This window comes from Chitinophaga sp. 30R24 (assembly GCF_049056765.1).
GTDB lineage: Bacteria > Bacteroidota > Bacteroidia > Chitinophagales > Chitinophagaceae > Chitinophaga.
On record NZ_JBJGXX010000001.1, the window covers coordinates 712,355 to 726,586 of the forward strand.

The 14,232-nt window shown below is 43.2% G+C and carries 9 protein-coding genes; 4 read left to right on the forward strand and 5 right to left on the reverse strand.

Features of this window, described 5'->3' with window-relative positions:
• The first annotated feature begins 10 nt into the window (after positions 1 to 10).
• Positions 11 to 3,220 (forward strand): exodeoxyribonuclease V subunit gamma, encoded by a 3,210-nt coding sequence (gene recC, locus ACDQ55_RS02910; RefSeq protein WP_420979569.1) that lies wholly within the window; start codon positions 11 to 13, stop codon positions 3,218 to 3,220.
• Positions 3,151 to 6,648 carry an exodeoxyribonuclease V subunit beta gene (gene recB / locus ACDQ55_RS02915; RefSeq protein WP_420979572.1) on the forward strand — a complete coding sequence of 1,166 codons (3,498 nt, stop codon included), beginning with the start codon at positions 3,151 to 3,153 and terminating at the stop codon, positions 6,646 to 6,648. The genes recC and recB overlap by 70 nt, the downstream gene beginning before the upstream one ends.
• A 59-nt stretch (positions 6,649 to 6,707) precedes the next feature.
• Here the strand turns inward: recB and ACDQ55_RS02920 are convergent, their stop codons facing one another.
• From ACDQ55_RS02920 to ACDQ55_RS02935, 4 genes are all read right to left on the reverse strand, one after another.
• The gene (locus tag ACDQ55_RS02920; protein WP_420979573.1) at positions 6,708 to 7,889 is read right to left on the reverse strand and encodes a glycoside hydrolase family 76 protein; all 1,182 of its coding nucleotides are present in this window, start codon (positions 7,887 to 7,889) and stop codon (positions 6,708 to 6,710) included.
• A gap of 49 nt (positions 7,890 to 7,938) precedes the next feature.
• The gene (tmk, locus tag ACDQ55_RS02925) at positions 7,939 to 8,637 is read right to left on the reverse strand and encodes a dTMP kinase (RefSeq protein ID WP_420979574.1); all 699 of its coding nucleotides are present in this window, start codon (positions 8,635 to 8,637) and stop codon (positions 7,939 to 7,941) included.
• Positions 8,638 to 8,948: 311 nt separating this feature from the next.
• On the reverse strand, positions 8,949 to 9,854 hold the full coding sequence (locus ACDQ55_RS02930; protein ID WP_420979576.1) for a UbiA family prenyltransferase: 906 nt from the start codon (positions 9,852 to 9,854) through the stop codon (positions 8,949 to 8,951).
• A gap of 59 nt (positions 9,855 to 9,913) precedes the next feature.
• Positions 9,914 to 11,350 (reverse strand): hybrid sensor histidine kinase/response regulator, encoded by a 1,437-nt coding sequence (locus ACDQ55_RS02935; RefSeq protein ID WP_420979577.1) that lies wholly within the window; start codon positions 11,348 to 11,350, stop codon positions 9,914 to 9,916.
• A gap of 127 nt (positions 11,351 to 11,477) precedes the next feature.
• Between ACDQ55_RS02935 and ACDQ55_RS02940 the strand changes: the two genes are divergently transcribed.
• Positions 11,478 to 11,744 (forward strand): hypothetical protein, encoded by a 267-nt coding sequence (locus ACDQ55_RS02940; protein WP_420979579.1) that lies wholly within the window; start codon positions 11,478 to 11,480, stop codon positions 11,742 to 11,744.
• A gap of 482 nt (positions 11,745 to 12,226) precedes the next feature.
• Entirely contained in the window at positions 12,227 to 13,744 is a 1,518-nt protein-coding gene (locus ACDQ55_RS02945; protein WP_420979580.1) for a tyrosine-type recombinase/integrase, read from the forward strand.
• Positions 13,745 to 13,855: 111 nt separating this feature from the next.
• Here ACDQ55_RS02945 and ACDQ55_RS02950 read toward each other — a convergent pair whose 3' ends face one another.
• Complete coding sequence (locus ACDQ55_RS02950) at positions 13,856 to 14,209, reverse strand: helix-turn-helix domain-containing protein (protein WP_420979582.1); 354 nt, start codon at positions 14,207 to 14,209, stop codon at positions 13,856 to 13,858.
• Positions 14,210 to 14,232 lie beyond the last annotated feature (23 nt).

Consider the following 14,232-nt stretch of genomic DNA (forward strand, 5'->3'; position numbering starts at 1 on the left):
GGATAGTGTAATGGCATTGTTTTTAAAAGTATCTAATTCACTGGACAGTTTATCGTCTGGCCTGGCGCAGGAACTGCAGCAGGCAGGTAACAGCGTGTTTCAGCCCCACTATATTATTACCCAAACAGAAGGCATGAACAACTGGCTAAAACTCCAGCTGGCAGACCGTTTGGGTATTGCGGCCAACTGTCGTTTCCTGAAACCTAACGACCTGCTGTACCAGGTATACGTCATTCTCGGAGGACCACACACAGAGGTCCTTTCGCCACAAAATCTCCGCTGGCTGGTATTTAAGCTGCTCGGGCAGGAAGAATTTATTGCCAAATTCCCGCATGTAGCCGACTACTACATCAATAACGGACCCGAGAGCGATCTTAAACGGATGTCGCTATCAGAAAAAGTTGCCGACCTGTTTGACCAATACCAGGTATACCGCCCGGAAATGATACAGTTGTGGACCCATACAGATACGCCAGGAATGGCCACTGCCGGCTGGCAACACTGGCTATGGGTAAAAGTAAAACAACTATCAGGAGGTGCACTACCAGATAAAACCATCGTAGGTAACTATATCCTGGATGCCCTGCAGCATAAAGGCACGCAATCTGGCCTCACCACCAGAATGCCCGCCATCCACCTATTCGGACTATCTATTATCACCGCTTACCACGTAAAGATCTTACACGAACTATCGGCATTCATTGATGTACATTTCCACATCATCAACCCGGCTCCTTCCGTTTTCTGGTTCGATGACCGGAACGAGAAACAACTTGCCCGCTGGCGGCAAAAAGGACTCAAAGACCTGCAAGACGCCAAAGCCGGGAACTCCCTGCTCACCGGCTGGGGCAGGATCATCCAGGATAGCTTTGGCCTTTTCTTCGCCTACGACGCCTTTATTAACGCCTACGAAGAAACAGGCATCGTAGCACCGGCAGCCGATAACCTGCTACATAAAATACAACACGATATCTTCTCCGCCGCTACCACCAACAGGAGCCCGCTTTCACTCAACGACATCACCGACGGCTCACTCACCATCAATGCCTGCTATACCATCGCCCGGGAAGTGGAAGTACTGTATAACTACCTCGTATACCTGATAGACCAAAAGCAGGAAGCGCTTTCCCCAAGGGATATTGTGGTAATGGTAAGCGATATAGACGCCTATGCACCCTATATAAAAGCAGTGCTCAACAATGCGCCTTATAAATTCCGGTATACTATTGCTGATGAAAGCTATACCGACAACGATAATCTTTTTAACGCCCTGCAGGCCATCCTGAAAATAACAGCAGAAAACTTCAAGGCGGAAGCGGTTATGCAACTGCTCGACTTTTCCTATATCCGTCAGCGTTTTAACCTGCCCAACCCGGTATATCTGCGCAGCATCGTAGAAGCAGCCAACATCCGGTTCGGCATCAACGGCAACAAAAAGGAAGAAACCCACTTCGTCAGCTGGCGCTATGGCATCAAACGCATTATGTATGGTATTTGCATGAGTGGGGAAGAAGAATATGGTTCCGGGGAAGATGGCTTTTTTCCGCTGGATATTCTCGAAGGCAGCGAAGCACACGAAATCATCCGCTTCTGCCATTTTGCGGAAGTGCTGATGTCGTCTATTGCCGAAAGAGAACGCACCCGTAGCATTGTAGAATGGGTAGCCTATACAGAAAGAGTATTACATAACCTGGTGTTTGAACCGCTGGAAGAAATAGACGAAGACTATACAGACCTGATGAAAGAGCTCACCACTTATAATGCGCTCCACGAATTTATGGGCGACCAGGTAGCCTTTGACGTGTTTAGCCATAGCTTCCTGAAAACACTCACCGGCAATACCCGGGCAGGATTGTTTGTAAATGGAGGCATTACTTTCTGCTCTCTCATCCCGATGCGTAGTATTCCTTTTAAAGTAGTGGCACTGATGGGCCTCAATTACGATAAATTTCCACGCCGGGATCAACAATCCAGTTTTAATATTATGGAGCAGCAGCGGCAACGGGGCGACCGTAACGTGAAAGAAAATGATAAACACCTGTTCCTGGAAACAGTATTGTCTGCCAAAGAATACCTGTACATCAGTTACGTAGGTAAAAATGCCAATAACAACACCGATATGCCCCCCTCCGCATTGGTAGATGAATTACTGGATTATATAGAAGCCGGCATCCCTGAAGCAGAAGGCATCCGTAAAATACTGGTAACCCCGCAGCCCCTACAAGGGTTTAGCCGCAAATATGCGCTTGGGGATAAACGCTTGTTTACCTACCTGGATACCCCTACACAGATAAAACATAATGTCATTGTCAACAACAAAATAATTGCCCCCCCTTCCTTTGAGGAAATCAGCATCGATGAATTCGTAAACTTTTTCCGGAATCCGTTCAAAGCTTATTATAACAAGGTACTGGGCATTTACTATAATGATGATCAGCTACTGCTGGGAGAAACGGAAATATTCCGTCTCAATAAACTACAGCAATGGTCTGTTAAAAATAAACTGCTGACCGTAACGACCGACCGTAATAACACCCTCCAATCCACGCTGGTAAAGAAAGGTAAACTGCCACTTAGCAATATGGCGGAAGTAGCGCTGCACCAGATAGAAAATATGGTTGTTCCTGTACGGGCGCTATACGAGGCCGTTACCAAAGACGCAACGCCTGCCCAGGTGAATATAACACTGGAAATAGAGAACATCCTGCTAAAAGGTACTATCAACCAGGTATTCGACGATACCTATGTACAGGTGTCGTGGTCTAAACATGAAACCAAATACCTGGTGGAAGCCTATTTACGCTATTTGGTAGGGGTAGCTGCGGGAGGCATCGCACACCTGTGCTTTATATCCGGCGCCGCCAAACAAGACGCCTTCCAGGCCATCGCGCTAACGCAGGAAGAGGCCCAATTACGTTTAGCCACCCTCGTGAAAACATATAAAGCCGGTTTCCAAAGCATTATGCCTTTCTATCCCGGCTTTGAAATAAATCCACATGCTTTTACAGAGATGGATGCCGCAGACTTTGAGAAAATGATAGAGAAAGAGGTAACGGCAAATGACCACCATACCCCAGATCCATATATCCTACAGGAATATCACCAGGGATATTTTGAAGATGAAAGCGTACCGGAAACCTTCCGGCATTTGTGCGAAATGCTGCTGGCGCCACTGCCAGCGCTTTTCCCGGCTTATTACGAAAAGGAAAAAGGAAAATGATCGATACAGATAAATATATCACATTTGAAGCGGATACCGTTCCCCTTGAAGGCAGCAACCTGATTGATGCCAGCGCGGGCACCGGAAAAACCTACTCTATTGCTATACTCGTGCTGAGGCTAATATTGGAACAAAAGCTGTCTATCAAGGAAATACTGATGGTTACCTTTACCAATGCTGCTGTGGCAGAACTGGAAGACCGCATCCGTCAGTTTATCCGCCAGGCTTATAAAGTGAGCAGGGGAGAAGCCATTTCAGACGATAATATCATGAATGCAGTATTAAACGTAATTGACCCGGAAAATCCACACCCCATACAACAACAATTGCGTGATGCTATTTTATTACTGGATGAAACAGCTGTGTTAACCATCCACAAATTTTGCCAGCAAACCCTGAATGAATTTGCCTTCGAAACCAATCAGCTGTTTGGCGCAGAGAAATTGCCCGATATTACGCCAACTATAGAAGATGAACTGAATAAATTCTGGCGGAAATACGTCACCACCCTCAAAGCGCCTTTACTAGAGAAAGTATGGTATGAAGATAGCAAAACAGACCTGCGGTCGCATATGTTACAGATCCTGCAAGAACACCTGAAGGGGAAAAAATATTTTGGCTTCCAGGAAGAAGAAGTATATGCTATCAGCACTACCCAACAAAATGCCTGGCTACAGGAGCTATCGGCCCTGGAAGCACAGCAACAAATTATTATAGCCTCGCTGTGTACTTATATTACCGATCATGCAGCGCCTTTGAAAGCCGCCTGTGAGGCCAATACTTATGCTAAAAAAGGATGGCCAGCGTTAATCGCTACACCGGAAGCTTTAATCAATGAGCTGCAAATAGCATTAAAGAAACCGGCGCCGCCAAAATACCTTACTAAAATATTTGCCGATCTGTTACCGCAGATAGAAGCACTAATGACTAGTGCCGAAAACGCAGAAGAAGTCGTAAAGAACATACGGCGGCAGCTATATGCTATCGCCATTAAAGAAGTAGAAACCGGCGTACGGCTGTATAAAGAGCGTAGCAACATGCTTACCTACGACGATCTGATCAACAACCTGCACCAGGCACTGGTAAAAACAGACAACCCGGCACTGGTAGCAGTATTACAGCATAAGTACAAAGCCGTGTTTGTAGATGAATTTCAAGATACCGACCGGCAACAGTTCGAAATCTTTGATAAAGCCTTTGGTGAAAATACCATCTTGTTTTACATCGGCGATCCTAAACAAAGTATTTATGCCTGGCGCAAAGCCGACATTTTCACTTACTTCAATGCACGCAACGGGGTGCAACACCTATACAGCATGAACCACAACTTCCGCTCTTCGGAAAATATGATCCATGCTATGAACCTTTTCTTCCGCCCGGAACCAGGCTTTGATACCTTCGATTTCAGAAAGGAACAAGACAGTATAGAATACCGTAAAGTGGAAAGCCCACCGGAAAATAACAAAGGCTTCCTCTACCGGCACCAACATAAGGAAGTGCCCATCACAATTATTTCCTGCGAAACAAAAGAAAAAATATATGATGCCGTTGCCGCTCAGATAGGACAATTATTACAGGACACCTCCTTCCAGATCATTCAGGATAAAGGTTCCCGGGCTATTACGCCTTCAGATATAGGTATCCTGGTACGTACCGGCAAGGAAGGTAAATCTGTAAAACAAGCATTGGTAAAACTAGGCATTCCGGCCGTTACCATCGACGACGACAAAGTACTGAATACCGACGAAGCGCAACAAGTACTGCATTTACTGGAAGCCATGGAAACACCCGACAGGCAGAACATCAACAAAGCTTTGTTGTCGTCCTTTACAGGGTTTCATACTCATACCATCCTGCAACTGGATGATGAAGTAACCCTGAAACTCTTCGGCAAATATCATGACCTGTGGCTGCAGGATGGCGCCTATACTGCCTTGATGGAGTTCATTGCCGACTTCGGTGTACGCAAAGTATTGTTAGACAACCATACTCCCAACGGGGAAAGGATTATTACGAATCTCTACCAGATCACCGAACTGGTGCACCAGGTGCAAAGCCGTAAAAACCTCTCTATGCGCGACCTCATCTCCTGGCTCAAACGTGGTATCGACGGTATGACTACAGAAGGTGACGAATATGCCTTGCGGGTAGAAAGCGACGAAGAAGCAGTAAACATTGTCACTATCCATAAAAGTAAAGGACTGGAATATAAAATTGTACTGGCGCCTTTCCTGGATCTGGCCGAACCTAAACACATCGACTTTATCAGCTTCCGTAATCCGGAAACCGGCGAGTATGTAGGCACCGAAAAGAAACGCCTGTCAGACGGGCAAATGGAAGCTTACCTGCAACAACAGGAACAGGAACGCCGCCGCCTCATTTACGTGGCTATCACCCGGGCAGTATATAAATGTTATATCTTTAAAAACCTCAAAGCAAAAGATACATCGCTGTCTGTTTTTACTGATGCTCTTAAAGCCACACAACCAGATCCGTCACTGATTGAGTTGCTCTCCGTTGCACCTGAAAAACCAGCACAAAACTACCGGCAGCAATTAACGCCGGTAAACAGGGTAACTAACCGGGAGCCGGTATCCTTTCACCTGGAAGAAGCCAACTGGCGCAAAATGAGCTATACCATGCTGGCCGCCAAACCAGCACAGCGGCCACGTTTACGGTCGTTTCAACAAGCAGACCCTTACGATAATTTTATTTTCACTACACTGCGCCGGGGTGCTAAAACCGGTAACCTGCTGCACTTCATCTTTGAAAATATCCACTTCTCCGACAATAGCAAGTGGGAACATTGGCTCGAAGAAGCCATCCGTAAGTTCGTACCAGGACAAAGGGAGGCCTACCTGGAACACCTACACGAAATGCTGCAGCAGGTAATGTATACTACCATCCACATTGATGGCCATAGCTTCCAACTCTCGTCTGTAGGCCGGCATCAGCGGCTAACCGAATTTGAATTCGACTTTCCGGCTCCCTTATTTGAATCCAACCTGCTGAACGAACTGTCTGACGAAAACGTGAACATCAATGTAAAACGCTTTACAGAATATCATTCACAGGAATTGGAAGGCATCATGAATGGCAAAGTAGATTTGTTTTTTGAATACCAGCACCGGTACTATATCCTTGATTGGAAATCGAATTACCTGGGAAATAACGTAGCCGATTACAACGACGACGGGCTGGCCGCCGCTATGAACGAAAACAACTACCATTTACAATACCTGATATATACCGTAGCCGTAAAAAAATACCTGGAAAGCCGGATCGCCAACTTCAATTATGAAACACAATTTGGCGGCGTTATTTATTGCTTTGTACGCGGCGTGAGGAATACCAACGGACAAGGAATTTTTACCACCAAACCGCCACTGGCCACCATCAGATTATTAGAATCTATTCTTACTAAATAAAAAAACGGGGATCGAAAAAGAGCATCGTTCCCCGCATAAATGAAAAGAAACGATACTACTTAAAATAGCCATACGCCATTCATCATCGCAATGCCGCAAGTGGTTTCAAACGAATTAACATAATTATCCGGCGTTCTGTGCCACCATTGCCCCCACATAAGTCCGTTAGAATTCCTGTAGCCCCAAGCCTGTGCAGCATTATAGTTAAGCCAGGCGGCATAGGTACTCTGATAACTTTGGTCGTGTACAAACCTACAGGCCCAACGGGCAAAAATAGCTTTAAAGCCTTGGCAATCATCAGTATCATACTCATCGGGCAATAAACCGTCGGGGTTGCACATTACATTTTTCGTATAGTCCATAGCTTTAGCTCCCATATTCTTATAGTTACCTCCTGGATAAGCTATATGCAACAGACTGCAAGCACCGATAAAAGTGCCTTGGGTATAAGTACGGGCGCCCTCTGTAATGGCACCTGCAGCGTTCATAGCACCCTTTACCTCACCGGTGGAGGCATCATATAATTTACTGACCATCCAGTCTACAATCTGCTGAGCCTTTGTTTTGTAACTGGCATCACCAGTAGCCTGGTACAGATACATGGCGCAAATAGCGGCAGGCGCATTTACACAGGCATTTTTGGTATTATTGGTGGTGGTCCACCAAAGACCGCCACCCAGATTAGTATCCCAGGCACGAGACCATACCATATCAAAATTATTCTTCGCCATGTCTTTCATACCTCCATCGTTGGTAATCTGGAAGGCCCGTATGCACATCAATGCGCCCCAGATAACATCATCATTATAGCTATTAGACGACCATAATAACCCATAGGCATCGCGCATGCCATTATAGAGGTATACCATTTTGTTTTTCAGGTCTGTATCGTTGCTAATGGTATATGCGTCTATAAGCGTTTCGATGGCCTCGGCCTGTCGCCAGAAGTCCATACGGCCAGACTGGGTAACGTCTGAATAATAATACGCTTTGTAAGAAGGGCCGTAGGTACCATACTGATGATAAAATGCATTATTGTAGCATTGCATGGCCAACAATGCTTCCGATTTTACGGGTTGTACTGCATTGGCTGTTATTATATCTGCCTTCTTATTATACAACGAACTTTGGGGAGAAGCATTGATTGCTTTTTTCTGGCAGCCTATAACAACCAGGATAAAAAAAAGAGGGACAACATACCCACCAGGGGAAAGCGATTTTACGCAATGTGGAATTTTCATGCTTTTCAGATTTTAGTGATAACTAAATATAGCAATCCCCACCCGGTTATTATAATACCATCCTGCTATTCACCAACTGCACAATCTCTGCATGAATATCCGCAACAGATCTCATTTGCTGTGCTTCATTAAAGCAATCAATCCTGTTAATACTATTATCTGCTTCCAACAAGGCATCATATTCTTTTTTTACTGCCTGCTGTAACGTGTAGTCCTTTTCATGAATGTCATCTTTACCTTGCAGGTAATCTCTGTTCTCGTTGGCACGTCGCTTATCTAACGCTGCTTCCACGAAGGAAAAAGGTACATCAAGGTAAATGGAGAAATCAGGTTTGGGTATCTTATTATAATGGTATTCAAAATCCAATATCCAATTTCTCAGGTATTGTTTTTCTGTGGCAGCAGATAATTTGGCACATTGAAAAGCGATATTGGATAATACATATCTGTCTACCAACACAAAATAACCTTCTTCCAGCCATTGATAAATAGTGCTGGCAAATTCTTTCCGGTCTTCTGCAAATAACAGCGCCACTAATTGTGGATGCACATTTTTCACCTCGCCGAATTCTCCCCGGAGAAATTTAGCGATCAGCTCTCCAAACACTCCCTGGTTGCTCCGGGGAAAATGTACGAACTTTGTTTTTTCGTTCCTGGAAGCGAGATATTCCGTTAAAAGCGCTATTTGCGTTGACTTTCCAGCACCATCCAATCCTTCTACTGCTATAAATTTGCTGCTTGCTTTCATTATTTAACCGGCATTTTCAACGCCGAAATTAACTAAATAAAGTTAGTTCCCCACAAGTACGTTGGCCGATAGGGCAAAGCAGTAGTCATTGCCGTTAGCCACAATCCAATCTGAAAAATAAAAGCATGCTTCTAACCCCGCTGTGGCCTTCTCCGCTAAAAGGAAAAAGGTAAGTATACACAATACAAAGCCATGCAGACATAAACATGTCAACAAATAAAATATTTAACTCACTTAATTATCAACTAAATAAGAAGAACATAACAATCTTTAAATGCGCAAATAATTACAGACAATCTTATCAATTCTATTTACTTACGGAACAAACATATCAACGGAATGCCGATAATGAACATGTACACAAACCAGTGATAAGTAGCATCATCTTCCTGGGGCGTTCGCTTAAGTAAGAGCCTTACACCAATAGCCCAGTGCCAACACGTTTGAACACCCAGAATAGCCAATACCAGCGTATTACTGAAAAGGGTGCTCAGGTCTATCTGCGATAGAATAGCGGCGCCAAACAAAAGGGGGCTGACAGAGAAATAATAAGCGCATAAGAAATACCTTGCTTTTAGATCACCAATGGCCAAAGGAAGCGTTTTCCTGCCCATGATTTTATCTCCTGCCTGGTCTCTCATATCCTGAACAGGCAATCCGAATCCAGCCCAGAAACTAAGGATGATAATGAATTGCCAAACACCGCCTGTTATGCCTCCAACTATTTTCCATTCTGCGGCCAATAGCGTAATGGTGCCAGCTGTAATACAAACAAGGTTTTTAGTGATCCAATGGGCAGAGCCATACTTACAAAGAATGTAGGTAATGATCATCCAGGCGAGGGCTAATAAAAAAACATGAAAGAGAATGCCAGAAACAATAAAAAGGATGTTGTAGATCAACAATCGTTTTTTCGCTTCCGGAAGGGTAACGAATCCTGTTACCAAAGGGCGGGTAGGCTTATTGAGCCTGTCTTCCTCTACAGAATACAATTGATTCGTGACGCAAAAGGTCAGAATGTAGAGGAAGGTGTAAATGACGGCAATTAAAAAAGCAATTGGAAATGCTTTCAACGGAAGTTTACAATAATAAAATGCCGTGATGAAGGTAACCAGACATGGAACGATGGTATCCCATAGGTCATTTTCAACAAATTTCCATACGAGATTAATTTCATGAAAGGTGAGGGCGGTTGCGTGTTTGAAATGATAAAGCATAGATAAAAGAATTCTATGCTATAACAATATAATATTTCAACCAACGAAAACAAAATTTTTTAGGCCACCGTCCACTGCTGGGGGAGATATTGGCCCAAAACCTGGTATAACTGTTGATTGGCAACAGGTTTCACTAAACTACCACTGGCGCCGATGCTCATTAAATGCTGGTGGATGCCGGGGTCGTTATTACCAGTGATCATCAAAAAAGGAAGGGTACGATACTGCTCCATGTTCCTGATACGGGCCAACACTTCGTCGCCACCCATAAACGGCATATGCTGATCTGCAATTACCAGGTCGAAATGTCCTTCTAAAATCATTTTTAATCCGTCTTTCCCATTAGTAGCCGTCTGCACAGCGCCATTTTTGAGTTTTAGGGCAGAAGTAAGCGCCATCAGGTTCATAGGATCATCATCCATCACTAAAATATTACAATGCTCGAAATTATAATCTTTGTGTTCCTGCTGGTACAACATATTGGTTGATCCTATACGCAGAGGGATCCTAAACCGGAAAGTAGTTTTCCCTTCTGCGGAAGTAACGGTGATTTCCCCTTCTAATAATTCTATCAGTTTTTTAGTGATGGTTAACCCAATACCTGTACTCTCTACTGATTTCTTATTGGTGTTAAAAGGTAAAAAGATCGTGTCTATTTCCTGTTGAGGAATTTCTCCTTCGTTGATCACAGCAAAGCAAATAGTTTCTTTTTCTGCCTGTACTACCAATTCAATATTGGTGCCGGAAGAATATTTGATGGCATTCGTGATCAGGTTATTAATGATCTTGGTAAGCGACAGTTTATCTTCAATAATAAACGGAGGAATATTTTCTTTCACAATCTGGATATTCTTGTGAAAACAGATCGCGTTTAAGTGATAAATGCTGGCAATTTCTCTAAGAAAATCAGAAAAATTAAATTCAATTTTTTCAGACCTGATATCTTTCCCGATCTCCTGTTTGGAGAAATCCAGCGTATTGTTCACAATTTGATAGGAGAGCCTGGCGGCGCTGCTCAATACGTTGATCTCTTCCAATAACTGCTGGTCTGCTTTACACTCCGATAGTTTTTCTTTCAGCGTGTCGCTCAAAGAAACAATTGTATTCAATGGTGTTCTTAATTCGTGGGAAGTTTCATCCAGGTAACGGGATTTATTGAGGTTAGCTGCTGCCACTTCGGCAACGGCCTTTTCTTTTTCTTCGTTGGCTTTCTCTTTTTCTGTATAAAAATAATCGTTCTGCTTAATGATGAATTTTACTACAAAAACAATCAACGCTATAATACCGATCCAACAACCTTTATTCACAATGTAGGCTGTTTCTACCGTCATGCTGATGGGCTTTATAAAATGATAGTTATTATTCAGCAAAACCGCTACAAATATTAACAAGGTACTGATCAGCATCACATTTCGGATCTGGTTACTCCTGTAGATAATAAGGCTGGCGCCGATCAGAAACGTAAATAACAACAATACTACACCCACTATTGGCATTGTTTCTCCCAGTAACGAAGCGAAGTACAACGCGAATACACAATGTGTGAACAGGGTAAAAATATTGGCGAAAAAAAATTTTCCTTTACTATTTAAGAAAATAACAAAAGCGAAAAAAAGACTCTCTATGATTGTACCGATCAGTAATGCATATGAGTCAGTTAAAAAGAAAAAAATAGATCCTATCAGCAATAAAAGACTACCAGTAATAAACGCAAGGGAGTTAATTAATAAAAGTGTGGATACCTCCATTTCATTTTTCGATAACCTGGTTCCAGAGGAGATGAGGGCAAGATATAACTTAATCATGCGGATAGTCGAGTTAATAAATAAGGAAGTGTTTTCAAAGACAATAGGAGAGCGGCGTTTCCCACCATCATTAAAAACAGAATAAGGCTATTTTGATTTATTTCCGGGGTATAGATTTAATTAAAAATCAATACTAGTTTAAACAATTGTAGCTGACGATTCTTTACGATTGAAAAATAATATAAAATCGCTAGAAAGAGGAGGTTTTGATGAAAAAGAAGATAAGTTATCAATAAATAATTTATAACTTATTAATATTCAATAGTATAAAATTAAGTACAGTTAACAAAAAAAGACAGTAATCAATTTACCAAGTATGCCTGGATATAAAAAGAAAAGCGTTACCATCTTTTATAAAAAGAGTAACGCTTTGTTTGCTCCCCCTGCTGGACTTGAACCAGCGACCCTCTGATTAACAGTCGGATGCAATTCACATGATAAAAAAACAATATTCTTATTTTATTCTAAATCAATGATCTGTGTTTTGTAAAACCTTTGTTTTATTGATTAGACGACCCCGGTTTGGGAACTTTGTATGCAAAAATATGCAAACAAAAAACGCAGCCCATGATAAGAAAAAGCATTACCCAGGACACACGCTATCAGCTCAAAAAATTACCAAAAGGAAATTTCCCGTTAAAGCTACAACTTTACCCCATTAATGGCAAGCAGGAATATTGCGCCCTCAATCTTTCGGTATCCAAAAAACAATACCAGCAGCTATTAACTGGAAAAAAATTGCCACAAGATTTAATGGAAGTCCGGGAGAAATTGGATGAACACCTTCGGGTGGCGGATAGGTTAATGAAACAACTGAACCCCTTTAGCTGGCAGGAATTTGAGCGCCAGTTTTTCAGCTACATCGAGAGTGGCGATACCGGAGAGATCGAAGCACCAACAACAGTGGCAAATCTGGCCCCTGTTGTTTCGCTTCCCCCAATGGCAATGGCGGAAGTGTCCAGCGATAACAAAAAGGAGTGCCTTGCACCTGTTATTGTACTGGCTCCGCCATTAATGAACGAAATCGCATGGGAAAAGATTAAAGAACTGGAAAAGGACAAGGCCCCTGCATCCACCATTGATGGCTACCGTACCGCTTGCAATAGCCTACTGGCATTTTTCCAATATCAGGAGTTGCAGACCTACCATGTGTTCAGGAGTGGAAGAAAAAGGGGCCATGTTTCCACTCCAATACTGCCAGAATATCTTCCCGCGCTTAGGTTTCTAGCATCCTATGCGAACCGCTTTACCGTTGACCTCATTAACGTTAATTTCTTAAAATCGTATCAGTTTTGGATGGAGAGCCGGGGCAATGCGGCTGCAACTGTCGGAATTTACCTGCGTAATATCCGGCATATTTTTAAACGTGCTATGAAAAAGCCGGGAGGAAAAAGTATGGAGTATCCCTTTAGCCGGGATGGTTACACCATTCCAATAGGTAATAATAACAAGCGCGCGCTGGAAGTTGAGGACATTCGGTTGATTTACAATTATAACCCCCAATGTGTGCAAGAGCAACAGGCACGAGATTTCTGGTTGCTAACGTTTTTAAGTAATGGCATCAATATGAAAGATATTGCCCTACTGCGGGAAGCTAATTACGAAGATGACCTGATCGTGATTAAATACCGGGCAAAAATTGTGCGCAATGTGAAAAAGAACATTCCCCCCATTATTATTTTATTGAGCGACCAGATACAACAGATTATTGCCCGCTGGGGAACCAAAAAACGCACAGCGAACAGCTACATATTTCCAATTTTGGCAGGGCTAGGGCCACAGGCAGAGGATAGGGAAATTCGCAAGCGAGTACAGAATTTTACCCGTTTGGTCAATAATTGGATGAAGCGTATTGCCGTAAAGTTGGGCCTGCCGCCTCGTCTTACGACCATCGTAGCGCGGCACAGCTTTGCATCCAACGCCGTTTGGTCAGGGGAGAGCACGGAGTTCGTGATGGAATCGTTAGGTCAGACCAGCCTTGCGACCGCGCAGAACTACATTAAAGGACTACCGGACAAACGCAAGAAGGACTACGCGCAGAAGATCGCCGCTTCCCTTGCGGCCCCGCTGGAACAGGCATCCTGAAAAAAACGATAACAACAACGCATCTACGTAGATATGTATCTACGTAGATGCGTTGTTGTTATAACCGGGAGCCAGCTATGTTTCAACCCTGTTGAAACGTTGATCTTCATGCTACGCATTTGATCTAGTTGCCCTTTTTAAGCGGCGTAGTGCATCGGGGGTAAGACTATACACACGTTTAAACTGCTGTGTAAAGTTGTTTCGAGTTGAATATCCTAATTCATCCGAAATATTTTCAATTGTTTTGTCAGTTGTAAGAAGTAGCCAAATAGCTTGTTTCATGATCTGTTCATGAGCCAAATTTGAAAGTGGTATATCAAAGCAAGCAGAAAAGTTTCTGGCAATCGTTTTGGTAGACAAATAATGTTTTTGCGCAAGCGCGGATAATTTCAAATATTGAATGTTGGGCAGCAGTACGATTTTTCGTAAGATTATCAACATTGTATCTGTATGATAGGCAGACATAGCACAGATTTAAGGTTACAGGG

Excerpts from the sequence above, each read along its gene's own strand:
- ACDQ55_RS02920 (WP_420979573.1), bottom strand. The coding sequence starts at position 7,889 with ATGAAAATTCCACATTGCGTAAAATCGCTTTCCCCTGGTGGGTATGTT.
- ACDQ55_RS02950 (WP_420979582.1), bottom strand. The coding sequence starts at position 14,209 with ATGTCTGCCTATCATACAGATACAATGTTGATAATCTTACGAAAAATC.
- ACDQ55_RS02935 (WP_420979577.1), bottom strand. The coding sequence starts at position 11,350 with ATGCCAATAGTGGGTGTAGTATTGTTGTTATTTACGTTTCTGATCGGC.
- ACDQ55_RS02930 (WP_420979576.1), bottom strand. The coding sequence starts at position 9,854 with ATGCTTTATCATTTCAAACACGCAACCGCCCTCACCTTTCATGAAATT.
- recC (WP_420979569.1), top strand. The coding sequence starts at position 11 with ATGGCATTGTTTTTAAAAGTATCTAATTCACTGGACAGTTTATCGTCT.
- tmk (WP_420979574.1), bottom strand. The coding sequence starts at position 8,637 with ATGAAAGCAAGCAGCAAATTTATAGCAGTAGAAGGATTGGATGGTGCT.
- ACDQ55_RS02940 (WP_420979579.1), top strand. The coding sequence starts at position 11,478 with ATGATTGTACCGATCAGTAATGCATATGAGTCAGTTAAAAAGAAAAAA.
- ACDQ55_RS02945 (WP_420979580.1), top strand. The coding sequence starts at position 12,227 with ATGATAAGAAAAAGCATTACCCAGGACACACGCTATCAGCTCAAAAAA.